Origin of the sequence: Streptomyces sp. NPDC048196, assembly GCF_040652715.1 — a bacterium.
GTDB lineage: Bacteria > Actinomycetota > Actinomycetes > Streptomycetales > Streptomycetaceae > Streptomyces > Streptomyces siderophoricus.
The window spans coordinates 17,475-41,181 of sequence record NZ_JBEZMM010000059.1 but is presented as its reverse complement, the minus strand read 5'-3'; the positions used below and the strand labels follow the sequence as shown (position 1 = coordinate 41,181).

Sequence of the window (23,707 nt, the reverse complement as noted above, 5' to 3'; positions counted from 1 at the left end):
GCCGGTGTTTGGGACTGCTGGCGCTTTACGTCCCAAACACCGGCCCCTCCGGCCCGTCCCCTCCCGTTGGGGGAAGGGTGCGGGTGGGTGGGGGTGCAGGTAACCACCACCCGCGGCGCCGCGGACGGGTATGGGGGAGGGAACAATGGGCGCATGTCCAGTCCGCGTCGTGCGTGCCCCGTGTGTACTCGAGAGATCGCCGTTGTCGGCGGCCGCTTTGCCCGGCATGACCCGCCGGGGCGGCGGACGGGGCTGGAGCTGATCTCCTGTCCGGGGTCACGGCGGATCGCCCCGCTGATGGCCCCCGCCGAGCGGCTCTTCGACCCCGAGGAGCCCCCGTTCCCGGGCCAGCAGCCGCTGTTCTGACGCGCACCCCCACCGGCCTTTTCCCTATCCCCCAACGGGAGGGGCCGGACCGGAGGACGGAGTCTGGAGGGCCGGCACCGCACCCGACAACCACCAGCCCGCCGCAGGCGCCACGGCGGGACGGCCCGCGGCGGGACAGACGGGTACGTGCGGGGGCGCCGCAAAGCGCCACGGCGGGACGACCCGCGGCGGGGCAGACGGGTACGTGGGAGGGCCCAACTACGGCGCCAGGACGTCCAGTTCGGCCATCGCCCCGGTGGTGATCTCGCGGGTCAGCCGCTCCGCGGCCCCCGCGTCGCCCGTGCGGACCGCCTCTGCGACCTGGACGTGGAGGGTGACCGCGGCCGGGTCGGGGTCGGTGAACATGACGTGGTGGTGGGTGCGGCCGGTCAGGACGGCCGCGACGACGTCCGCGAGGCGGGCGAACATCTCGTTGCCGGAGGCGGCGAGGATCACGCGGTGGAAGGCCACGTCGTGGACCAGGTACGCGTCGAGCTGCTGGCCGCGTGAGGTGGCGACCATGCCCATGGCGTGTTCGGTGAGTTCGGCGCACTGGGCGGGCGTGGCGTGCTGGGCGGCGAGTCCGGCGGCGACCGGTTCGACGGCCGAGCGCAGGACGGTCAGTGAGCGCAGCTGGCGGGGGCGGTCCCGGCCGGTCAGCCGCCAGCCGATGACCCGCGGGTCGTAGACGTTCCACTCCTCGGTGGGGCGGACGGTCACCCCGACCCGGCGCCGGGAGGCGACCAGCTGCATGGATTCCAGGACCCGGATCGCCTCGCGGATGACCGTGCGCGAGACGTCGAAGCGCTGCGCCAGCTCGTCGGTGCGCAGGACCGTGCCCGGAGGGTGGTCGCCCGCGGTGATCTCGGGCCCGAGGGCCTCCAGCACGCGGCCGTGCAGGCCCTTCCCCTCGTTCTCCATGGAGTAAGCGTACGTTCCCGCCTCCCGGGCAATTAAGTATGACGTTTGCATCACAGACTCTTGAATACGTCGTATGTAATCGGCTTCAGTGGGGGTGCACGGGGTCAAGGAAGACAGCGAGGTAACCCGGGATGAGCACTCCCGACGCCGCCCCAGACGTCATCGTCGTGATGGGCGTGGCCGGCACCGGCAAGACCACCATCGGCCCGCTGGTGGCCGCCGAACTGGGCGTCCCGTACGCCGAGGGCGACGACTTCCATCCCCCGGCCAACATCGCCAAGATGACGGCCGGTGTCCCGCTGGACGACGCCGACCGCGGCCCCTGGCTGGATGCGATCGGCGCCTGGGCGCACGGCCGGGCCGGGCGGGGCGGCGTGGTCAGCAGCTCGGCGCTGAAGCGGGCCTACCGGGACCGGCTGCGGGCCGCCGCCCCGGGCCTGGTCTTCCTGCATCTGACCGGTGACCGCGCGCTGATCCAGGCGCGGATGGCCGAGCGTCAGGGCCACTTCATGCCGACCACGCTGCTGGACTCGCAGTTCGCCACGCTCGAACCCCTCGGGCCGGACGAGGCGGGCGTCGCGGTCGACGTCGCCGGCACCCCGCAGCAGATCGCCGGGCGGGCGGTGGCCGCACTGCGTGCGCAGGCCGCATCCGCCGGGTAACCCCCTCCCCCTCCCGTCCAACCAAGGGAAGCGCCGTGACACATCTCAGCGTCGAGATGCTCGCAGCGGACGCGACCGTGCCGATCACCTCGGCCGGTCACGCCCAGCTGGGCATCGCCGTCCTGGCCGGCATCGCCGTCATCGTCCTGCTCATCACCAAGTTCAAGCTGCACGCCTTCCTGTCGCTGATCATCGGCTCGCTGGTGCTCGGGGCGGTGGCCGGGGCACCGCTCGACAAGGTCATCGTCAGCTTCTCGACGGGGCTGGGGACCACGGTCGCCGGGACCGGGGTGCTGATCGCGCTGGGTGCGATCCTCGGCCGGCTGCTCGCCGACTCCGGCGGCGCGGATCAGATCGTCGACACGATCCTTGCGCGGTCGAGCAGGCGGGCGATGCCGTGGGCGATGGTGCTGATCGCCGGGATCGTCGGGCTGCCGATCTTCTTCGAGGTCGGCATCGTGCTGCTGATCCCGGTGGTCCTGCTGGTCGCCAAGCGCGGCAACTTCTCGCTGATGCGGATCGGCATCCCGGCGCTGGCCGGACTGTCCGTCATGCACGGGCTGATCCCGCCGCACCCCGGCCCGCTGGTGGCGATCGACGCGGTCGGCGCGAACCTCGGCGTCACCCTGGCGCTCGGCGTGGTCGTGGCCGTGCCGACCGCGATCATCGCGGGCCCGGTCTTCTCGCGTTACGCGGCCCGCTGGGTGGACGTCCGCCCGCCGGAGAAGATGATCCCGCAACGCGCCTCGGAGGAGCTGGAGAAGCGGCCCGGGTTCGGGATCACCGTCGCCACCGTGCTGCTGCCGGTCGTGATGATGCTGGCCAAGGCGCTGGTGGACGTCGTCGTCGACGATCCGAAGGCCGGTGTGCAGCGGGTTTTTGACGTGGTCGGATCGCCGCTGATCGCGCTGCTGACCGCGGTGATCGTCGCGATGTTCACGCTCGGCCGGGCGGCCGGTTTCAGCCGCGGGCGGACCGCGGCCACCGTGGAGAAGTCGCTCGCCCCGATCGCCGGCGTGGTGCTGATCGTCGGCGCGGGCGGCGGCTTCAAGCAGACGCTGGTGGACTGCGGCGTGGGTCAGATGATCCTGGACGTCTCCAAGGGCTGGCACCTCTCCACGCTGCTGCTGGCCTGGCTGATCGCGGTCGCCATCCGGCTCGCGACCGGCTCGGCGACGGTGGCCACCATCTCGGCCGCCGGTCTGGTGGCCCCGCTCGCCGCGGACATGAGCACCACTCATGTGGCGCTGCTGGTACTGGCGATCGGCTGCGGCTCGCTGTTCTTCAGCCATGTCAACGACGCCGGCTTCTGGCTGGTCAAGGAGTACTTCGGGTTGACCGTCGGCCAGACGCTGAAGACCTGGTCGGTGATGGAGACGCTGATCTCGGTGGTCGGCATCGGGTGCGTGCTGTTGCTCTCCCTGGTCGTGTAGCCCCGGTTCATGGTCCTTCAGGGCGGACCCCTGCCGCCCCGGGCGCCGCACCCCCCTTAAGGTGCCCGTTCCCGGCGCGAGGCCGTACGGCGGAGTTTCCGCTCGTACGGCCTCGCGCGCTTGTGGAACCGCAGGTCAGACGGCCGGCTGCGGGGCGGGCGCGCCGATGTACGCGGCCAGGGCCTCGGCCACCGCGGTGGTGGCGCCGGTGGCCGGGGCGGCGAGGGCGAGGTAGCCGTCCGGGCGGACGAGGAGGACGGCGGGACCGTCGCCGTAGGCGGCGCGGAGGTGGCCGTCGGTGTCGATCAGGTCGGGGTCCGAGCCGCCGGCGCGGACGATCCGCAGCAGGGCCGGGTCGGCGGGCAGCGCGGCGGCGTCGAGGTCGGTCTCGCCGAGGACGAGCAGGGTGAAGTGCGGGCCCCGGTAGGCGTCGAAGAGCCGGACGGCCTTGCCGTCGGGGGTGTGGCAGGGGGCGTCGGGCGCCCGGTCGCCGGCCCGCAGCGCGTCCTCGGGCAGACCGGTGCGCAGCTCCCGGGTCAGCGGGCTGTCCGGGTAGCCGATGTCGAGCTGGTGCAGGTCGCGGCCGCGGCGCAGCGAGCGCGAGCGGTGCAGCCGGGTGCTGGTGTCGAGGATGCGCTCGGCTATCGGGCGGCGTTCGGCCTCGTAGGTGTCGAGCAGGGTGTCGGGTGCGCCGTGCCGCAGGACCAGGCCGAGCTTCCAGCCGAGGTTGTAGCCGTCCTGGACGCTGGTGTTCAGGCCCTGGCCGCCGGCCGGTGAGTGGATGTGCGCGGCGTCGCCGGCGAGGAAGACCCGGCCGGTGCGGAAGGTGTCGGCCAGGCCCGCCTTGGGCCGGAAGACGGAGGTCCAGACGACGTCGGTGACCTGCTCGGCGGTGAGGTGGGTGTGCGCCGCGATCGCCGCGCGGACCATCTCGGGAGAGGCGTCCGGCCCCTCGGTGGAAGCCACGATCATGCCCTGGAAGAGATCGGTGCCGGCCAGCGGCAGCAGGGCGACGAAACCGCCCTCGGTCGATTCCCAGCGGTGCCAGTGGTCGCGGTCCAGGCCGCTGATCCGGACGTCCGCGAGCAGCGCGGCGCCCGGCCCCATTTCCAGGGCCCCCGGCCCGCTCATCCCGGTGCCGAGTGCCCGGCGGACCGTGCTGCGCCCGCCGTCGGCGGCGACCAGATAGGCGGCGCGCACGGAGTGCGGCGTGCCGCCGGCGGTGACGAGACGGGCCGTCACCCCGTCCGCGTCCTGGGTGAAGTCGGTGAGTTCGGTGGAGAACAGGACGCTGCCGCCGAGCTCGGTGAGCCGTTCGTGGAGCAGCTCCAGGTTGCGGAACTGCGGCACCATCATCGCGTTCGCGTGCGGCGCGGCGGGCGTCGGCTCGACCCGCTCGATCATCACCTCGGTGCCGATGATCCGGCCGTCCTGCCAGCGGGCGGTGACCGGGTAGTCGCCGCCGGCCGCGCGGATGGCGTCCAGCACCCCGAGGTCTTCGTAGACCTCCTGGGTGCGCGGCTGCAGGCCGTTGCCGCGCGCGCCGGGGGAGAGGCGGTCCTGGCGCTCGACGATCAGGGCGCGCACGCCGCGGCGGGCCAGGTCGATGCCCAGCGCGAGGCCGGTCGGGCCCGCTCCCGCGATCAGTACGTCGACGGCCGCGGGGAGGGTGTCCGGCTGACCGCTCATGTCCTTAACGCTGTTAAGTTCCATGCTTCCGAGCATGGCCTTAACGGTGTTAAGTTGTCAACATGGTTTCGCGCATCGACCGGAAACAAGTGGTCACCACCGCACTGCGGCTGCTGAACGAGGTCGGCCTGGACGGCCTGACCCTGCGCCGGATCGCCACGGAGCTGGACGTCAAGGCCCCCGCGCTCTACTGGCACTTCAAGAACAAGCAGGAACTGCTCGACGAGATGGCCACCGAGATGTTCCGGCGGATGGCCGTGCCGCTCACCGGGCAGGGGCCGGACGGGTCGGCCTTCGACGGGACCTGGCAGGAGCTGCTGCTCACCGCCTGCCGGGGACTGCGCCGGGCACTGCTCGGCTACCGCGACGGCGGGAAGGTCTTCAGCGGCACGCGGATGACCGACAGCAGCTTCGCCGCGCCGCTGGACGGCTTCCTGCGCCGGCTCACCACGGCCGGCTTCACGCTGGGCGAGGCGGTGCACGCCTGGTGGACCGCGTACAACTTCACCATCGGGCTGGTGATCGAGGAGCAGTCGGTGCACCCGGAGCCGGGCCGTCCGGAGACCCGGGACCCGGCCTATGACTTCGACCGGCGCGAGGCGGATCTGGGCGACCGCTATCCCCTCGCGGCACGCGGCGGCCGGGAGATGTTCGGCGACCTCGACCGCAGCTTCGAGGCCGGGCTGCGGATCATCCTCGCGGGCATCGAGGCGACGGCCGGTCCGGGAGCCCGGGCCGGCCGCTGATCAGCGCCGCGGGTCCAGTGCCCGCTTCAGGCGGGGGGTCAGCGGACGCTCCACACAGCGGTACAGCACCCACGCCAGCAGCAGCATCAGCCCGGTCGTCAGGACCAGCGTCAGGGCGGATGGCACGCCGAGGGTGCGGTGCAGGGCGCGCACCACGACCCAGCCCAGGTGCTCGTGGACCAGGTAGAAGGGGTAGGTGAGCGCACCGGCGACGGTCAGCCAGCGCCAGTCCGCCCACCGCAGCGCGCCCAGGGCGACCGCCCCGACCAGTACGAAACCGAGGGTGACGACGGCGATGATGCCGGCCGTCGAACGGTAGGAGAAGGCGTGCACCGACGCGGCGTGCCAGAGGCCGGCGACCGCGTAGTGCTGCCCGATGAGCCAGCTGACCAGGACGATCGCCCAGGCGACCGGATCCCGGGGGCCGTAGCGGTGCAGCAGGTACAGCCCGATGCCGCCGATGAAGAACGGCGCGTACTCCGGCATCAGGACGACGTCCAGCAGCGGCTGGTGCGCGGCCTGGGCCAGCGCCGCGGCCAGCGTCCAGCCGGCGCAGAAGAGGACCACCCGGCCGCGGGTCGCGCCCGGCAGGACCACGCAGAGCGCGAAGAGCGCGTAGAAGCGCATCTCCGCCCAGAGGGTCCAGCAGACGCCGAGGACGCGGTGCACGCCGAGCGGCTGCTGGAGCATGGTGAGGTTCGTCAGGACCTCGCTGGGCGCGAGCGCCTTGTAGGCGACGAAGGGGAGCGCGAAGACCGCGGTGACGAGCAGGATCGCGGCCCAGTAGGCGGGATAGAGGCGGGAGATGCGGGAGGCGACGAAGGCCCGCAGGGTCCGGCCCCAGCCGGACAGGCAGATCACGAACCCGCTGATCACGAAGAAGATCTGGACGCCCAGGCAGCCGTAGGCGAACAGCGGTGCCAGGGTGGGGAATTGATGGGACGGGGAGTCGCCCCAGGCCCCGGCTATCTCGCCGCCGCGCCCGCCGTAGTGGTACGCGGCGACCATCAGGGCGGCCAGCAGCCGCAGCCCGTCGAGGGCGCGCAGCCGGGACGGTGCTCCGTCGCGGCTGCGCCGCCGTATCAGGCGCTGCGGGGCGGGGGTGACGAGGTCCGGCGCGACGGGTGGCGCGCCGGTCGCCAGCGGCGGGGTCGTCGTCATCCGAAGACGGCCCGCTTCTTCAGCCGCCGCTGCACCGCCCGGGCCCGGCGGGCGACCCGGCGGACCGTGGCGTTGCGCGGGATGAAGGACAGCTGGGAGGGGATCGCGCCGGGCAGCGCCAGCGCGGTCAGCCGGCGGCGCTTGAAGTAGCGCCAGGTCCGCGCGTCGAGGTGGGCCGCGAGATAGCGTTCGGCGGCCGGCCGCAGCTCCGGGTAGATCTGGTGCTGCATCGCATAGCCGACCGCGGCGACCAGCCCCTCGACGGACGCCGCGGTGGCGCTCGTACGCGGCCGCTCGCCGGTGTCCTCCAGGTCCGGGACCAGGGCGTCCACCAGCGTCACCGGGATGCGGTTGCTGTTCTGATACGGCGTCAGCCGCTCCAGCAGCAGATCGGTTCCGGTGCGGGCGACCGGCAGGCCGTAGAAGGTGGCCGCGGTCAGCAGGGCGGTGGAGAAGCAGCCGACGACCAGCGCGGGCCGCATCCGCTGGTAGACCACCTCGGCCAGCACCGGACTGTCGAGCACCGTCAGTGCCACGTCCAGCTTCTCCGCCTCCCGCTCCAGCAGCCGCGACCAGCGGGCCGGCGCGGACGGGTGCGGCTTGAAGACGATCTCGCGGTGCCCGCGCCCGGCGGCGCCGCGCACCATCCGCACATGCAGCTCCTCCTCCTCTTCCGGGGTGAGGATGCCCAGCGCGGAGAGGTACTGCCCGAGGAGCAGCGCGCCGCCCTCCGGGAGGTCCAACGGGCCGCTGACGTCGGCGAGTTCGGACAGCACCTTGGTGAAGGCGTCGGTCGGGACGGTCTCGGCCGGCACGTCGAACTCGGTGAGCAGCAGCGGCGACAGGTCCGGCACCAGGTCCAGGTGCAGCAGCCGGCCGATCCGGGTGCCGACCAGCGGGTCGAGCTTGTTGCGGGTCGGGCCGTAGCTCATCAGCCCGTCCGCGTAGACCTCGATCGGCGCGTCCGGGAAGAGCTGGGCGATCGCCAGCGCCGGGTTGACCTGGATGGACTCCACGACCAGCTCGACCTGGTCGTCACCCAGGCCCCACAGCAGCCGCAGGTGGCGCTCCCACAGCGGGACGTCGTCCGCGCGCGGGGACCAGCCGCCCGGGTGGAAGGGGCTGATCGTCTCGTTCCACGACAGCACCCGGTCGAAGCGGCCGCGCAGCCGCTCGAAGCCGGGCATGGTGTCCAGCGACGCGGTGGTCTCCGGGGTCGTCGCGTTGTTGCTGAGCAGCAGCAGCCGGCGGCCGGCCGGCGCGAACCGGTCGGCGTCCAGCGCCGCGGCGAGCGTCGCCGCGCCGTACAGCGTGGACGCCACGAAGATCTGGGTGCGGGCTCGGGTGGGCATCAGGCGGCCACCTCGGCAGGGACAGGGCGACGGCGCAGCCGCCGCAGCCGGGACGCGCGCTGCACATCCATCGAATCCAGTGCTTCCTTCAGTACGTCCTGCGGCATGCGCTTCATGGCCGCGGCACTCATCGAACGCAATTTACGGGCCACCTGCGGTTCGAAACGTTCGATCGAACCGAGGTGGTGGGAAATGATCGCGCAATAGGTCCGGACCGCTTTCGGAAGCAGTCGGTCCGCATCGCGGTCCTGTGCGGTTTCCTCGATCACCTGGTCGAATGCCCGGATGAAATCCAATTGCCGCACATCACCGATCTGGGTGAGCGACGAGGCCACTCCGCGCCGGTAGAAAACACCGAGCAGACCGACCACCGCCATGGACTTCGCCTCGCGGTGCAGCCGCCAGATCCACGGCCGGTCCTCGGCGGTGCGCAGCCCGTCCTTGAAACGCAGCACCCCGTCGTCCAGCAGCCGGCGGTGGTACATCCCGGCCCAGGCGTAGGCGTAGTCGACCGAGGTGGAGCGGTCCGCGGGCAGGATCACCGCGCGCGGATCCAGCACCACCCCGCGCCGGCCGTGCGGCACGCGGTGCACGGTGCGCGCCCGGGCGGTGCACTGGACGTGGTCGGTGCGGACGAAGTCACACCCCAACTCCTCGATGGCCGAGAGGAGTTCGGTGAAGTAGCCGGGTGCCAGCCAGTCGTCGCCGTCGAGGAAGGTGAGGTACTCCCCGCGGGCCTGGTCCAGGCCGGTGTTGCGGGCGGTGGCCAGGCCGCCGTTCCGTTCGTGCCGCAGCACTCTGGCGCCCGGCAGCTCACGCTCGGCACGCGCGAGGATCTCCGGGGTCTCGTCGCGCGAACAGTCGTCGACGAGCAGGAATTCAAAGTCGTCGCGGGCGTTGGCCGCGAGGCTTTTCAGGGTGTCGGGCGCGTATGTCTGCACGTTGTAGAACGGCACGATGACGGAGAGCTTAACCACCCGGGTGACGTTAGGTGTCGGTCCGGCATTCGTCTTTACGCGGTGTGGACACCGGGGTGAACGAAGAATGGCGGGATGGTTAACCGGGCCGGTAATCGGGCCGGTTCGTCATTCGTCGACCCGCTGTTAACCCTTTGTTGCGACCCAGTTGGCCCGCCAAACGGAATGCCTTCCTAGCGTCTTCGACGTGCCATCACGTACCGCTTCCCCGCCGCGAGTCGCCGTGCTCGCCGACTCGGATACCCGCTGGAAATGGGGCGCTTTGACAGCGTACCGAATCCAATCGGACATCCGGCTCGACGGATATCTGCTCCGCGGCCGCGCCACTCCCACGGTCCGCCAGCTCGACGAGGTCGGCGCCCGGGCGGACGCGCTGCGCGAGATCCGGGGCGTCGACTTCGTGCGCACCATCGACCGCACCCGCTACGACGTCGTCGTGCTGGCCTGCGTCGGCGGCGCGGTACAGGCCATGCTGCACGGCCTCGCCCGCGCCTGGGAGGGCGCCGATCAGCGCCCCGTGGTCGTCACCGGCTACGTCGGAGTGGTCTACGAGAAGCTCGCCGACGGATTGCTGCTGCGGCACGGCGCGGACGTCGTCCTCGCCAACTCCCGGCACGACGCAGAGCGGTTCCGCGCCGTCTACCGCGGGGTCGGCGCCGACGACGGCAGCGTCGTCGAATGCGCCCTGCCGTTCCTCGGCGGCGACCGCTACACCGCCGAACACGCCCCCTACACCGTGGTGTTCGCCGCCCAGCCCTCCGTCCCGGAGAACCGCGCCGACCGGACGTACCTGCTGCGCCGGGCCGTTGAGCACGCCCGTAAGCACCCCGGCCGCGAGGTGCTGATCAAGCTCCGCAGCAAGCCCGGCGAACACACCACGCACATCGAGGAACTGCCGTACCAGAAGCTCGCCGCCAAGATCCCCGGCGGACTGCCCGCCAACTGCCGCCTGGTGTATGGCAACATGGGCGAGGTCCTGGACCGCACCGACCTGCTGGTGACGGTCAGCTCCACCGCCGCCCTGGAATCCCTGCACCGCGGCATCCCCACCGCCGTCCTCACCGACCTCGGCATCCGCGAGGTCCTCGGCAACCACCACTTCCTCGGCTCCGGCTGCCTGGCCTCCTGGGACGAGCTGGACGCCGGCCACCGCCCGGAACCCGACCCGGGCTGGCTGGCCCGCCAGGGAGTCGCCGCCGAGGGCGAATACGAGAGCGCCTTCGACGCGGCCCGTGCCCGGGTCACCGCACTCCGCGAGGCCGCGACCCTGCCGCCGCTCACCCCGTACTACACACCGCGCACCGCCCCCGGCTACCTGCCCGGCATCCTCGCGCGGCACGGCCTGGACCCGCAGGGCGCCCCGCTCCCCGGCCACACCGACGCCCCCGAGGAGACCGGCGGACTGCGCCGGATCGCCCGCGAGACCGTCCGCGAGGCCGCCCGCGGCGCCTATCGCCACGGCGTCCAGCGCGTCGCCCCCGCCATCCGCCGCTGGGGCCAGCTGTGACCTCCCCAGCCTCCGCCCCCGGCCCGACCAAGGAGCCCGCAATGCCACCCACCGTGGTTGCCGTCATCCCCGCCCGCGGCGGATCCAAGGGCGTGCCCGCCAAGAACCTCGCCGCCGTCGGGGGCGTGCCCCTGGTGGCCCGCGCGGTCCGCGAATGCCGCGCCGCCCGCCTGGTCACCGACGTGGTGGTCTCCACCGACGACGCCGGGATCGCGGCCGCCGCGCGCAGCGCCGGAGCCGTCGTCGTCCGGCGCCCCGGCGACATCGCGGGCGACACCGCCACCAGCGAGGCCGCCGTCCTGCACGCCATGGACGCGTACGAGGCCGAGCAGGGCACCACGGTCGACGCGGTGCTGCTGGTCCAGTGCACCAGCCCGTTCCTGGTCCGCGAGGACGTCGACGGGGTGGCCGCCGCGGTCGTCGAGGGCGGCGCCGACAGCGCGCTGACCGTGGCGCCCTTCCACGGCTTCGTCTGGCGCGACGCCGAGCCCGCGGTGGGCGGCGCGACCGCCGGCGACGGTGGCCACGGCGTCAACCACGACAAGTCCTTCCGGCCGCGCCGCCAGGACCGGCCCCAGGACCTGCTGGAGACCGGCGCCGCCTACGCCATGGACGCGGCCGGCTTCCGCACCAGCGGCCACCGCTTCTTCGGCCGCACCGAACTCGTCCGCACCGACCCGGCCCGGGTGCTGGAGGTCGACGACCCGCACGACCTCGCCCGCGCCCGCGCGCTCGCGCCGCTGCTGGACGCTGCCCGCCCCGGCGCCCTGCCGACCCGCGACGACATCGACGCGGTCGTCCTCGACTTCGACGGCACCCAGACCGACGACCGGGTGCTGATCGACGCCGACGGCCGGGAGATCGTCGCGGTCCACCGCGGCGACGGCCTCGGCATCGCCGCCCTGCGCCGGGCCGAGCTGAAGCTGCTGATCCTGTCCACCGAGACCAACCCGGTCGTCGCCGCCCGGGCCCGCAAGCTGCGGGTGCCCGTCCTGCACGGCATCGACCGCAAGGACCTCGCCCTCAAGCAGTGGTGCGAGGAGGCCGGAGTCGCGCCCGAGCGCGTGCTCTACGTCGGCAACGACGTCAACGACCTCCCGTGCTTCGACCTCGTCGGCTGGCCGGTGGCGGTCGCCGGGGCACACGACGTGGTGCGCGGCGCGGCCCGCGCCGTCACCGCCACGCCCGGAGGCAGCGGCGCGATCCGCGAGATCGCCGGCTGGCTGCTGGGCCCCTCCCTGTAACCCACCCCCTGCTCCCCTGTTCCCCCAGCACACCCCCGTATCCACACGAAGGAATCTCCCCATGAGCACCAACTCCCGCCTCCGCAAGCTCGGTACCCGCGAGGCCGGCCCCGGCCGCCCCGTCTACGTCACCGGCGAGATCGGCATCAACCACAACGGCGACCTGGAGAACGCCTTCGCGCTGATCGACGCCGCCGCCGACGCCGGCTGTGACGCGGTGAAGTTCCAGAAGCGGACCCCGGAGGTCTGCACCCCCCGCGACCAGTGGGACATCGAGCGCGACACCCCCTGGGGCCGGATGACCTACATCGACTACCGCCACCGCGTGGAGTTCGACGAGGACGGCTACCGCGCCATCGACGAGTACTGCAAGAAGCGCGGCATCGCGTGGTTCGCCTCCCCGTGGGACGTGGAGTCCGTCGCCTTCCTGGAGAAGTTCGACGTGCCCTGCTACAAGGTCGCCTCCGCCTCCCTCACCGACGACGAGCTGCTGCGCGCCATGCGCGCCACCGGCCGCACCGTCATCCTCTCCACCGGCATGTCCACCCCCAAGCAGATCCGGCACGCCGTCGAGGTCCTGGGCAGCGACAACATCCTGCTCTGCCACGCCACCAGCACCTACCCGGCCAAGGCCGAGGAGCTCAACCTGCGGATGATCAACACCCTGCAGGACGAGTACCCCAACGTCCCGATCGGCTACAGCGGCCACGAGACCGGTCTGCAGACCACCCTCGCCGCGGTCGCCCTCGGCGCCACCTTCATCGAGCGGCACATCACCCTCGACCGCGCCATGTGGGGCTCCGACCAGGCCGCCTCCGTCGAGCCCGGCGGCCTCTCCCGCCTCGTGCGCGACATCCGCACCATCGAGGAGTCCCTCGGCGACGGCGTCAAGAAGGTCTACGAGTCCGAGCTCGGCCCGATGAAGAAGCTGCGCCGGGTCGCCGGCGTGGTCGCCGAGACGGAGGCCGCCGAGGCCCAGCCCGCGGCAGTCTGACACCGGCCACCAGCCGACGGGAGACAAGGTGAGCTCACCTGAGGGGATCCGCGCCGCGCCGTTCACGCGAGGTGCCGAGGTCCCGCCCCAGGGGACGACGGGTACTCCCGCCCGTCGTCTCCTGGGGGTGCCCCGGCAGCGCCACCGCCCCCGCACCGCAGCCGCCGGTGCCACCGCCCGCTCCGCCGCCCGCGGCACCGGCACCCTCGCCTTCGTCGAGAGCCCGGTGCAACTGCTCAACGTCCTGGAATGGGCGCACGCGGCACTGCCGGAGGCCGATACAGCGGAGGCCGGCGCAGCGGAGGCCGACGCCTCGGACGGTGCCGCCCCCGACGGTGGCGGTCCCGACGGGGCGGCCACCGAGGTCACCATCGTCGTGCTCTCCCCGCACGACCCGATGACCCGCGGCCAGCTGCGCCGAATGGCCGAACTCGCCCGCGACGAAGGACACACCGTGCGCTGGGAGGAGGCCCGCGGCGGCCCCACCGCGCCGCTGCGCACCATCGGCGGCCTCACCCCGCTGCTGCGCCGGGCCCGCCGGATCGTCATCGGCGACCCGTTCTCCCGCTACGTCCAGCTGCTGCTCGCCCTCACCGGCGCCCCCGACCTGGTCGTGGTCGACGACGGCACCGCCACCATGGAGTTCATCTCCCAACTCGCCCGCGGCGAACGGCTGGTGCGCTGGCACCGCAGCGGCGGCGGACGCGGCGCCCGGGACCTGGTCTTCGCCCCGTTCTCGGCCACCGCGCGCCGCCGGCTCACCCCGCCGCCCGAGGGCGGCCGGCGCACCGTCGGCGTGTTCAGCTCGATGCCGGTCGAGGCCCCGCCCGGTGTGCACCTCGCCCGTAACGACTTCGCCTGGACCCGGGCGCGGTTCGGTCCGCCCCGGGTGATGGGCGCCGCCGACATCGTCGGCACCTCGCTGGTGGAGACCGGGGTCGTCGACGCCGACCGCTATCTGGCGGCGGTCGGCACCCTGGCCCGTACGCACGGCGCCAGCCGCTACTTCGCCCACCGCCGCGAGAGCACCGAGAAGCTGCACCGCCTCGCCGCCGCGACCGGCCTGGAGATCGTCCGCCCGGATCTGCCGCTCGAACTGATCGCCCGCCGCGGCCCCGTCGGGCGGCTGATCGTCAGCTTCCCCTCGACCGTCGTGCACACCCTGCCGCTCGCCCTGGCCGGTACGCAGGTCCGGGTCGCGGTCTGCGACATCGACCCGGAGTGGCTGACGGCCCACGCTTCACCGCGCGCACAGGGCTTCCTCGACGGGGTCACCGGAACCGCCCGCGACGTGCAACGACTTCCGTTCGGGGAGCGGATGGCCACCGGTTGAGCGGAGCGGGGCATGGCGACGGCCGTCGCGGGAAGCCGTACTTCATACCCCTCCCATAAACGGTCCATGCGCCGAGCGGCCTAGATTTTCTTCCCCTAAGGGGCTGAACTTTTGTTGATCGAGGGACAGTTGCCCCATCGGTGGGCCTAATCTTCAACAGGTGAACCAACTGATGTCCCGCGATTCCGACGACGCCGACGCCCCCGCCGACACCGCTGCCGGGGCCCCGCTCCCCGGCACGCTGCCCGAGGCGCTCGGTGCCGAACTCATCGACTTCCGCCGCGACTTGCACCGCCACCCCGAGCTCGGCAACCAGGAGTTCCGGACCACCGCGGCGATCAAGGAGCGGCTGGAGCAGGCCGGACTGCGCCCCCGGGTACTCGCCACCGGCACCGGTCTGATGTGCGACATCGGCACGGACACCGCGTACGGCGACGGAACCGCCCCGCTGCTCGCCCTGCGCGCGGACATCGACGCCCTTCCCATCCCGGACACCAAGACCGTGGAGTACGCCTCCGTGGTCCCCGGCCGGGCGCACGCCTGCGGCCACGACGTGCACACCACCGTCGTGCTCGGCGCCGGCCTGGTGCTGGCCGCGCTGGCCCGCAACGGCGCGCTGCCCCGCCCGGTGCGGCTGATCTTCCAGCCCGCCGAGGAGGTGCTGCCGGGCGGCGCCGCGGACGCCATCGAGTCCGGGGTGCTGGACGGCGTCGGCCGGATCCTCGCCGTGCACTGCGACCCGCGCGTCGACGCCGGCCGGATCGGCCTGCGGACCGGCGCGATCACCTCCGCCTGCGACCGGCTGGAGGTCGAGCTGGACGGCCCCGGCGGGCACACCGCCCGCCCGCACCTGACCACCGACATGGTCACCGCCGCGGCCCGGGTCGCCCTCGACGTGCCGGCGCTGATCGCCCGCCGGGTCGACGCCCGGGCCGGGCTCGCCGTGACCTGGGGCCGGCTGTCGTCCGGGCACATCTGCAACGTCATCCCGCAGCGCGCCGAGCTGTCCGGCACGGTCCGGTGTCTGGATCTCGACGCCTGGCGCAAGGCCCCGGACATGGTGCACGCCGCCATCGACGAGGTCGCGACGCTGCACGGCGCGAAGTCGCAGATCAACTACGTGCGCGGGGTGCCGCCGGTGGTCAACGAGGCCGACAGCGTGACGCTGCTCAAGGACGCGATGACCGCCCGGCGCGGCGTGCACAGCGTGGAGGACACCGAGCAGTCCCTGGGCGGCGAGGACTTCTCCTGGTACCTGGAGGAGGTCCCCGGCGCCATGGCCCGCCTCGGCGTCCGCCGCCCCGGCGAGCTGGGCCGGTACGACCTGCACCGCGGCGACTTCGACGTCGACGAGCAGGCGATCAAGGTCGGGGTCGAACTCTTCACCGCGGCGGCGCTGCTCTCCGCGGAACTTCTCCCGTAGGGGGACGCGGGGGCCCGGGCCCGCGGGCGGCTCGCCCCCGGCGCGAGCGCCCGCGAGCCTCCGGTGCGATCTTGAACGTCGCACCGGAGGCCGGGGCGCCCCATCGCGATCAAGGCCCTGAGAGACAAATCGATAACGTCCACACAGTGGAGGGTTTTCCGCCAGGTCTACGCGCGTTAATCTCCGACAAGCCAGCGCCAATGGAGGCGCTACGAGTCGAAGGGGCCCTCGTGCACCGGGTATCCAAGATCGTTGCCGCGGGCATTGCCACCGCGGCCCTCACTCTCTCCCTGAGCGCCTGTGGCGAGTCGTCCACCGAGTCCGGCGGCAAGGACAAGGGCGTCGGGCTCGCCTTCGACGTCGGCGGCCGGGACGACCACTCGTTCAACGAGGCGGCGGCTCGTGGCGTGGACAAGGCCGAGAAGGACTTCGGTGTGAAGTCCAAGATGATGACCGCCAAGAACGGCGAGACCGAGGCGGACCGCGAGCAGCGCCTGTCCTCGCTGGCCGAGGCGGGTTACAACCCCGTCATCGGCGTCGGCTTCAACTACGGCAAGTCCGTCAACAAGGTCGCCAAGCAGTTCCCGAAGACCACCTTCGGCGTCGTCGACTCGCCCTCCCAGGCCAAGAACGTCTACGGCATGGTCTTCGCCGAGAACGAGGCCTCCTACCTCGCCGGTGTCGCCGCCACGCTGAAGAGCAAGACCCACAAGGTCGGCTTCATCGGCGGTGTGAACAACGCGCTGATCCAGAAGTTCCAGGCCGGCTTCGAGCAGGGCGTCAAGGACACCGACCCGAAGACGAAGGTCACCTCCGAGTACCTCTACGCCAACGACGACAAGGGCTTCAACGACCCGGCCGCCGCGAAGGGCAAGGCCAAGGGCATGCTCGACGCCGGTATCGACGTGATCTACACCGCGGCCGGCCAGTCCGGTAACGGTTCGATCGAGACGGTCGCCGGCAAGAAGGGCACCTGGGCGATCGGCGTCGACTCCGACCAGTACCTCCAGCCGGGCCTGGCCCAGTACAAGAACTCGATCCTCACGTCGGTCATGAAGAACGTCGACGTGGCGGTGTACGACCTGGTCAAGAGCGTGCACGACAAGAAGCCGCTGACCGGCAACAAGAGCTACACGCTCAAGGACGACGGTGTGCGGCTGTCCACGTCGGGCGGCTTCATCAAGGACATCCAGGCCAAGATCGACGCGGCGAAGAAGAAGATCGCGTCGGGTCAGGTGAAGGTCAGCGAGACCCCCGCCAAGTAGTAGCGTCTCTCCGGTCCGGCGCGGCGGCCACCCGCCGCCGCGCCGGACTTTCGCCGGATCGACCCGGCAGGTATTTCGGCTTTTTTCGGCGTCAACACTACGCGCGTAGCGCGGAGTTGGCGCGATATCTTCACCTCCCCGCTCCTTCGTACCACTCCCTGTCCCCCGAGGAGAGTGCGCCATCAAAGCGTCCAGCAGCCCCCAGGCAGACAGCGCCCCCGCCGCGGCACCGGCGGTGGAACTCCGCGGGATCACCAAGCGGTTCCCGGGAGTCGTCGCCAACCACGACATCGACATCACCATCCACCGCGGCACCGTGCACGCGCTGGTCGGCGAGAACGGCGCGGGCAAGTCCACGCTGATGAAGATCCTCTACGGCATGCAGAAGCCGGACGAGGGCACCATCGGCATCGACGGCGACCAGGTCAGCTTCCACAGCCCGGCCGACGCCATCGCCCGCGGCATCGGCATGGTGCACCAGCACTTCATGCTCGCCGACAACCTCACCGTCCTGGAGAACGTCGTTCTCGGCGGTGAGAAGCTGCACGGCATCGGCGCCAAGGCCCGCGCCGAGATCCTCAAGATCTCCGACCGCTACGGCCTCGGCGTCCGCCCCGACGTCCTCGTCGAGGACCTCGGTGTCGCCGACCGCCAGCGCGTGGAGATCCTCAAGGTCCTCTACCGCGGCGCCCGCACGCTCATCCTCGACGAGCCGACCGCGGTGCTGGTCCCGCAGGAGGTCGACGCGCTCTTCGACAACCTGCGCGAACTCAAGGCCGAGGGCCTGACCGTCATCTTCATCTCCCACAAGCTGGGCGAGGTGCTCTCGGTCGCCGACGACATCACCGTCATCCGGCGCGGCACCACGGTGGCCTCCGTCGTCCCCGGCGAGACCACGCCCAAGCAGCTCGCCGAGCTGATGGTCGGCAGCGAACTGCCCTCGCCGCAGACCCGCGAGTCCACCGTCACGGACGTGGAGATGCTGAAGGTCGAAGGGCTGCGGCTGACCACCGCCGACGCGGAGGGGGTGGAGCGCACCGTCCTGGAGGACGTGTCGCTGACCATCCACAAGGGCGAGGTCCTGGGCATCGCGGGCGTGGAGGGCAACGGCCAGGCCGAACTGGTCGAGGCGATCATGGGGATGCGCGACCCCGACGGCGGCACCATCACGCTGGACGGCACCGACATCAGCCACCTGCCCACCCGCGCCCGGCGCGAGGACGGCATCGGCTACATCCCCGAGGACCGCCACCGGCACGGCCTGCTGCTGGAGGCCCCCCTGTGGGAGAACCGCATCCTGGGCCACGTCACCCAGAAGCCCAACGCCAAGGGCCGGCTGCTCGACCTGAAGGCCGCCCGCGCGGACACCGAGCGGATCGTCGCCGAGTACGACGTCCGCACCCCCGGCATCGAGGTCACCGCGGCCTCGCTCTCCGGCGGCAACCAGCAGAAGCTGATCTTCGGCCGGGAGATGAGCCACCACCCCAAACTGCTGATCGCCGCGCACCCCACCCGGGGCGTGGACGTCGGCGCCCAGGCACAGATCTGGGACCAGATCCGTACCGCCCGCCACGAAGGTCTCGCCGTACTGCTGATCTCCGCCGACCTGGACGAGCTGATCGGCCTGTCCGACGGCCTGCGGGTGATGTACCGCGGCCGGCTCGTCGCGGACGCGGACCCCGCCACCATCACCCCTGAGGAGCTGGGTTCGGCCATGACCGGCGCCGCCAGCGGCCATCTCACGCATTCCGACAACGACTCCTCCGCGGAGCAGGAGCCGCGCTCGTCCCAGGAGGGGGAGTCCGAGTGAAGAAGATCGACAAGAACAAGCTGGTCCTGGGCATCGCCGCCCCCGCCCTGGCGATCGTCGCGGCACTGGCCATCACCTCGGTGATCATCATGGTCACCGGCAAGGACCCGATCCACGCCTACCTGGTGATGGCCGACTTCGGCTCCAAGAGCGACAGCCAGGTCTGGATCATCAACAAGGCGGTCCCCTACTACCTGTCCGCGCTGGCCGTCGCCATCGGCTTCCGGATGAACCTCTTCAACATCGGCGTCGACGGCCAGTACCGCATCGCGGCGTTCTTCGCCGCGGTGGTCGGCGGTGCGCTGACCCTTCCCGGCTTCCTCCAGATCCCGATCATCATCATCGTCGCGATGCTGGTCGGCTCGGTCTGGGCCGGCATCGCGGGTCTGCTGAAGACCACCCGCGGCGTCAGCGAGGTGATCACCACGATCATGCTGAACGCCATCGCGGCCGCGGTCATCGGCTACTTCCTCCAGGACGGCCGGCTCGCGGTCAAGGACGGCAACCTCTTCCACACCCCGAACCTCCCGGCCTCCAGCCACTTCTTCACCCTCCCCACCCAGCCCGCTCCCCTCGACGGCTTCCTCGTGATCGCCGTGGTCGTCGGCTTCGCGTACTGGTTCGTGCTCAACCGCACCCGCTTCGGCTTCGACCTCCGCACCGTCGGCCAGTCCGAGTCCGCGGCCGAGGCGGGCGGCGTCAGCGTCAAGCGGATGATCGTCACCTCCATGCTGCTGTCCGGCGCCGCGGCGGGCCTGATCGGCATGCCGACGCTGCTCGGATCCTCGTACAACTACGGCACCGACTTCCCCATCGGCATCGGCTTCACCGGCATCGCCATCGCGCTGCTGGGCCGCAACCACCCGCTCGGGATGGCCGCCGCCGCGCTGCTGTGGGGCTTCCTCGAACGGACCGGCACCCAGCTCGAATTCGAGGACTACCAGCAGGAGATCGTCGGCGTGATGCAGGGCGTCATCGTGCTGTGCGTCGTCGTCGCCTACGAACTCGTACGGCGCTACGGCCTCAGACTCCAGCAGCGGCAGGTCGGCGCGGAGCTCGCCGCCCAGGCCCGTAAGACCGAGAAGGCGGAGGTGTCCTCGTGAGCGAACGGAGTGAGCGAGCCATCCAGGGGTGCGCGCCGTGCGAATGCGCGGCCGAGCGAAGCGAGGTCTCGGCATGAGCACGAACCTCACGGCTCCGGTCGACCAGAGCCCCCACCACCACAAGCCCAAGGCCCCCCGGGCCAAGCTCAGCTACCCCAAGGTCCTGCTGATCATCTCGGGCAGCCTGATCCTGCTGTCCCTGCTGCGGGTGATCACCGGCGCCAACAACCTGACCGAATCCGGCCAGTACACCGCCGCGCTCAACGCCGCCGTGCCGATCGGCCTGGCCGGCCTCGGCGGTCTGTGGGCCGAGCGCTCCGGCGTCATCAACATCGGCCTCGAAGGCATGATGATGCTCGGCGCCTTCTCCGCGGGCGCGGTCGGCTGGCAGCACGGCCCCTGGGCCGCGGCGGCCGCCGGCATCGTCGGCGGCGCGCTCGGCGGACTGCTGCACGCCGTCGTCACCGTCACCTTCGGCGTCGACCACATCATCTCCGGCGTCGCCATCAACATCATGGCGCTCGGCCTGACCCAGTTCCTCGCCAAGCTGTGGTTCGGCGCGGACGGCAGCGCGGCGGCGGCCGCCGGCGGCAACGACAAGCAGTCGCCACCGATGCCCGACATGCCGACGTTCACCGTCCCCGGTCTGTCCGACTGGCTCTACTCCATCGAGCAGCACCACTGGTTCCTGGTCTCCGACGTGGCCGGCATCCTCGGCTCCCTGGTCACCAACGTCTCCTGGCTGACCCTGCTGACCGCCGTCGTCTTCGGGCTCAGCTTCTTCGTCCTGTGGCGTTCCTCCTTCGGCCTGCGGCTGCGCTCCTGCGGCGAGGGCCCGATCGCGGCCGAGTCGCTGGGCGTCAACGTCTACCGCTACAAGTACGCGGCGGTGATCGTCTCCGGCGCGCTGGCCGGCCTCGGCGGCGCGTTCCTGGCGATCTACGTGCACATCTACCAGGACGGCCAGACCGGCGGCCGCGGCTACATCGGCCTCGCCACCATGATCTTCGGCAACTGGCGGCCGGGCGGCGTCGCCATGGGCGCCGGCCTGTTCGGCTTCATGGACGCGCTCCAGCTGCGCGGCGGCGGCCCCACCGTCCACGCGCTGCTGCTCCTGCTCGCCGTGCTGCTGGTCGGCCTGGCGGTGTGGAAGATGCGCGCCGGGCAGCGCCCCCAGGCCGTGATCAGCCTGGTCGCCGCCGCGCTGCTCACCGTCTGGTACACCACCACCGACACGGTCCCGCTGGAGATCGTCGGGGTCGCCCCGTACATCGCCACGCTGCTGGTGCTCTCGCTGGCCTCGCAACGACTGCGGCCACCGAAGGCCATCGGCAAGATCTACCGGAGAGGCCAAGGCAAGTGAGCACCACTCCCGACTGGGAGTCACTGCGTGCGCAGGCCCGGGACGCGATGTCCCGGGCCTACGCCCCGTACTCCGGCTACCCCGTCGGGGCCGCCGCCCTCGTGGACGACGGCCGCACGGTCACCGGCTGCAACGTCGAGAACGCCTCCTACGGCCTCGCCCTGTGCGCCGAATGCGGCCTCATCTCCGCCCTCTTCGCCACCGGCGGCGGCCGCCTGACCGCCTTCACCTGCGTGGACGGCGCGGGCAACCTACTGGTCCCCTGCGGCCGCTGCCGCCAACTCCTCCACGAACACGGCGGCCCGGACCTCCTGGTGGACACCCCTTCCGGAATCCATCCGCTCTCTTACCTGCTTCCTGAGGCTTTTGGGGCGGGGCATTTGGGGGGCTGAGGGAGGGGCGGGGGCTGAGGGGCGGACCGTCTGAGGGGTGGGCCACCTGAGGGGTGGCGGGCTCGAGCTCGGGCGGGTCCTTGCTGTACGGCCCTAAGGGGTGCCATCGCCCGCTTAGGGCATGGCCCCCGCCACCCACCCCCGCCACCCACCCCCGCCACCCACCCCCGCCACCCACCCCCGAAGCGACCCAGGTCTGCCGGTTCGCCACTACTGTCGCCCCATGACTGACCTTCTTCAGGTATCCACCGCAACGGAGAACCGCGAAGCGGCTGTGAAGCTGGCGCAGTCGGTAGTCCTCGCACGGCTCGCAGCCGGGGCGCAGATCGTCGGGCCTGTCGGGTCCGTGTTCTGGCACCAGGGAGAGTTCGGCTCAGGCGAGGAATGGCAGCTCGTCCTCAAGATTCGCGCCGACCGGTACGACGAGGTCCAGGCGCATCTGCTCAAGCACCACCCCTGGCAGAACCCGGAAGTCTCCGCAGTTCCCGTCGTTGCCGGGACGGATGCGTATCTGCACTGGCTCGAGACGACCACCGCACCGGACTGACCTCAGGTCCATACCAGTTCCAGGGCCTCGGCCACTGCGGGCCGTTCGCGGTGAGAGCAGTGTCTCAACGCTGCGTATCACGGCCGGGGCCAGCCGAGCCGCCGACTGCTCCGTTCACCCTTGGCACTTCGATAGCGGGACCTACCATCGGGGTACAGCCACTGAGCCTGAGCAACCCACCGAGGTGATCGTGAGCAACTGGGCCGACCTTACGACCGGTAAGCGCATCAAGCACCTACGGGGCTCCGATCTCACCCAGCAGGGGCTCGCCGATGCGGCAGGCGTCTCGCTCGCCCTGGTGCAGAAGGCTGAGCAGGATCGCGGCGAACTGTCTGTCGGCTCGCTGCTCAGACTGGCGAACGCGCTCAGGACCGACGTTGCGGTGATCCTCGGCCAACAGGCACCGCGGCGGGGAGCGAGCCGGGACACCCGGGCCGCTCTGCGGCGACTTTCCGACGCAGTACACGACAGCGCCCTCGGGGACTGGAACGGTATCGAAAGGCCAAGCTCGTTCGTCGAACTGTCGACTGCTCACGATCGTGTGTGTGCCGCCTACTGGCGGGGCGATTACGGGGTGTTCAGCGAGCTCATCGCCAAGGTGTTGCTCGAAGGGGGCGTCCGGTACGGGCAGGCGACGGGGTACGAGCGTGAGCAACTGGGCTCGCTCCTCGCCAACACCTACCAGTTCGCGTCCTCGGCCGCGATCCTGCTCGGGCATCGTGATCTTGCGCTCAGCGCGATTACATCAGCGCGCCGACTGGCGAAGGACTCCGGTGACGACGTGCTGGCAGCGCTTCTGGAATCGACGCTGTCATGGATTCATCTGCGGAGTGCGAAGGTTTCCCGAGCAGTTGCTGTTGCGGAGCGCGCGGCCTTGCAAATCGAGCCGTCGTTCAGCAGAGCGTCCCGTCCCCAACTACTCGCTTTCGGCAGGTTGATGACCTCTGCGGCGGTAGCGTCCTCACGTCGAGGAGATGCCGCTTTCGCGGATGACTATTTGGCACAGGCACATGCGGCAGCGGCTCGGCTCGGTCATGACGAGGCCTTGTACGGCACGCATTTCGGTCCTACCGCCGCGAACACCGAAGCGGTGGGAATCGCTGTGGCGCTCGGCAACTACGGAAGGGCACTGCAGCTCGCTGCTCACACCGAACTGCCGTGCTCCATGCCTAAGCTCGCCCGCAACCGCTACAAGCTCGACGTCGCCCTGGCCCAGTGCGAGGCGAAGCTGTACGACCGAGCCGCCGACACCCTCACCGAGGTGGCGCTCGACGCCCCGGAGTGGGTCAAGCACCAAGTGTTGCCCGGCGTCATTGGGAAGCGTCTCGCCAAGGTCTCCACCGCACGCGTGCGGAACATCAGCGAACTGATCGGTGTGCCGCTGATCGCGTAGGTCCTACGGAGCGTACGAGTCGGGGC

Annotated in this window: 21 protein-coding genes; 16 read left to right on the top strand and 5 right to left on the bottom strand. The window is 71.2% G+C overall.

Features of this window, described 5'->3' with window-relative positions:
* The first annotated feature begins 153 nt into the window (after nt 1-153).
* Nucleotides 154-366 carry a hypothetical protein gene (locus AB0E02_RS34265; RefSeq protein ID WP_030416522.1) on the top strand — a complete coding sequence of 71 codons (213 nt, stop codon included), beginning with the start codon at nt 154-156 and terminating at the stop codon, nt 364-366.
* 219 nt (nt 367-585) lie between these two features.
* Here AB0E02_RS34265 and AB0E02_RS34260 read toward each other — a convergent pair whose 3' ends face one another.
* Nucleotides 586-1,287, bottom strand: coding sequence for a FadR/GntR family transcriptional regulator (locus AB0E02_RS34260; RefSeq protein ID WP_030416523.1), 702 nt, complete (start codon nt 1,285-1,287; stop codon nt 586-588).
* Nucleotides 1,288-1,418: 131 nt separating this feature from the next.
* Between AB0E02_RS34260 and AB0E02_RS34255 the strand changes: the two genes are divergently transcribed.
* Nucleotides 1,419-1,949, top strand: coding sequence for a gluconokinase (locus tag AB0E02_RS34255; RefSeq protein ID WP_362146982.1), 531 nt, complete (start codon nt 1,419-1,421; stop codon nt 1,947-1,949).
* A gap of 35 nt (nt 1,950-1,984) precedes the next feature.
* On the top strand, nt 1,985-3,382 hold the full coding sequence (locus AB0E02_RS34250) for a gluconate:H+ symporter (RefSeq protein ID WP_362146979.1): 1,398 nt from the start codon (nt 1,985-1,987) through the stop codon (nt 3,380-3,382).
* Between the two features lie 135 nt (nt 3,383-3,517).
* Here the strand turns inward: AB0E02_RS34250 and AB0E02_RS34245 are convergent, their stop codons facing one another.
* Complete coding sequence (locus tag AB0E02_RS34245; RefSeq protein ID WP_362146976.1) at nt 3,518-5,071, bottom strand: FAD-dependent monooxygenase; 1,554 nt, start codon at nt 5,069-5,071, stop codon at nt 3,518-3,520.
* A 62-nt stretch (nt 5,072-5,133) separates the two neighbouring features.
* On the opposite strand from AB0E02_RS34245, the gene AB0E02_RS34240 reads away from it, so the two are divergent.
* Nucleotides 5,134-5,817 carry a TetR/AcrR family transcriptional regulator C-terminal domain-containing protein gene (locus AB0E02_RS34240; RefSeq protein WP_362146973.1) on the top strand — a complete coding sequence of 228 codons (684 nt, stop codon included), beginning with the start codon at nt 5,134-5,136 and terminating at the stop codon, nt 5,815-5,817.
* Here AB0E02_RS34240 and AB0E02_RS34235 read toward each other — a convergent pair whose 3' ends face one another.
* From AB0E02_RS34235 to AB0E02_RS34225, 3 genes are read right to left on the bottom strand one after another with little or no spacing between them, the layout of a single operon-like run.
* Entirely contained in the window at nt 5,818-6,978 is a 1,161-nt protein-coding gene (locus tag AB0E02_RS34235) for an acyltransferase (protein WP_362146970.1), read from the bottom strand.
* Entirely contained in the window at nt 6,975-8,330 is a 1,356-nt protein-coding gene (locus AB0E02_RS34230) for a polysialyltransferase family glycosyltransferase (RefSeq protein ID WP_362146967.1), read from the bottom strand. The genes AB0E02_RS34235 and AB0E02_RS34230 overlap by 4 nt, the downstream gene beginning before the upstream one ends.
* Nucleotides 8,330-9,307, bottom strand: a complete 978-nt coding sequence (locus tag AB0E02_RS34225; RefSeq protein WP_362146964.1) for a glycosyltransferase family 2 protein — start codon at nt 9,305-9,307, stop codon at nt 8,330-8,332. The genes AB0E02_RS34230 and AB0E02_RS34225 overlap by 1 nt, the downstream gene beginning before the upstream one ends.
* A gap of 223 nt (nt 9,308-9,530) precedes the next feature.
* Here AB0E02_RS34225 and AB0E02_RS34220 point away from each other — a divergent pair, with 223 nt between their 5' ends.
* From AB0E02_RS34220 to AB0E02_RS34165, 12 genes are all read left to right on the top strand, one after another.
* The gene (locus AB0E02_RS34220; protein WP_362147000.1) at nt 9,531-10,814 is read left to right on the top strand and encodes a DUF6716 putative glycosyltransferase; all 1,284 of its coding nucleotides are present in this window, start codon (nt 9,531-9,533) and stop codon (nt 10,812-10,814) included.
* 41 nt (nt 10,815-10,855) lie between these two features.
* A complete protein-coding gene (locus tag AB0E02_RS34215) occupies nt 10,856-12,058 on the top strand; it encodes an acylneuraminate cytidylyltransferase (protein WP_030416532.1) in 1,203 nt (400 codons plus the stop codon).
* A gap of 61 nt (nt 12,059-12,119) precedes the next feature.
* Nucleotides 12,120-13,052 (top strand): N-acetylneuraminate synthase family protein, encoded by a 933-nt coding sequence (locus AB0E02_RS34210; protein WP_310722592.1) that lies wholly within the window; start codon nt 12,120-12,122, stop codon nt 13,050-13,052.
* A gap of 226 nt (nt 13,053-13,278) precedes the next feature.
* On the top strand, nt 13,279-14,385 hold the full coding sequence (locus tag AB0E02_RS34205) for a hypothetical protein (protein ID WP_362146997.1): 1,107 nt from the start codon (nt 13,279-13,281) through the stop codon (nt 14,383-14,385).
* A gap of 172 nt (nt 14,386-14,557) precedes the next feature.
* A complete protein-coding gene (locus AB0E02_RS34200) occupies nt 14,558-15,808 on the top strand; it encodes an amidohydrolase (RefSeq protein ID WP_362146994.1) in 1,251 nt (416 codons plus the stop codon).
* A gap of 230 nt (nt 15,809-16,038) precedes the next feature.
* The gene (locus tag AB0E02_RS34195) at nt 16,039-17,073 is read left to right on the top strand and encodes a BMP family ABC transporter substrate-binding protein (protein WP_362146959.1); all 1,035 of its coding nucleotides are present in this window, start codon (nt 16,039-16,041) and stop codon (nt 17,071-17,073) included.
* A 181-nt stretch (nt 17,074-17,254) separates the two neighbouring features.
* Nucleotides 17,255-18,883: an ABC transporter ATP-binding protein gene (locus AB0E02_RS34190; protein ID WP_362146991.1), complete on the top strand. Its 1,629-nt coding sequence runs from the start codon at nt 17,255-17,257 to the stop codon at nt 18,881-18,883.
* The gene (locus tag AB0E02_RS34185; RefSeq protein ID WP_362146956.1) at nt 18,880-19,986 is read left to right on the top strand and encodes an ABC transporter permease; all 1,107 of its coding nucleotides are present in this window, start codon (nt 18,880-18,882) and stop codon (nt 19,984-19,986) included. Before AB0E02_RS34190 ends, AB0E02_RS34185 begins: the two co-directional genes overlap by 4 nt.
* Before the next feature lie 73 nt (nt 19,987-20,059).
* A complete protein-coding gene (locus AB0E02_RS34180; protein ID WP_362146953.1) occupies nt 20,060-21,349 on the top strand; it encodes an ABC transporter permease in 1,290 nt (429 codons plus the stop codon).
* Complete coding sequence (locus tag AB0E02_RS34175; RefSeq protein ID WP_362146950.1) at nt 21,346-21,741, top strand: cytidine deaminase; 396 nt, start codon at nt 21,346-21,348, stop codon at nt 21,739-21,741. The genes AB0E02_RS34180 and AB0E02_RS34175 overlap by 4 nt, the downstream gene beginning before the upstream one ends.
* 223 nt (nt 21,742-21,964) lie before the next feature.
* Nucleotides 21,965-22,288 (top strand): divalent-cation tolerance protein CutA, encoded by a 324-nt coding sequence (gene cutA, locus AB0E02_RS34170; protein ID WP_362146947.1) that lies wholly within the window; start codon nt 21,965-21,967, stop codon nt 22,286-22,288.
* Between the two features lie 190 nt (nt 22,289-22,478).
* Entirely contained in the window at nt 22,479-23,681 is a 1,203-nt protein-coding gene (locus AB0E02_RS34165; protein ID WP_362146944.1) for a helix-turn-helix transcriptional regulator, read from the top strand.
* The last annotated feature ends 26 nt before the right edge of the window (nt 23,682-23,707 follow it).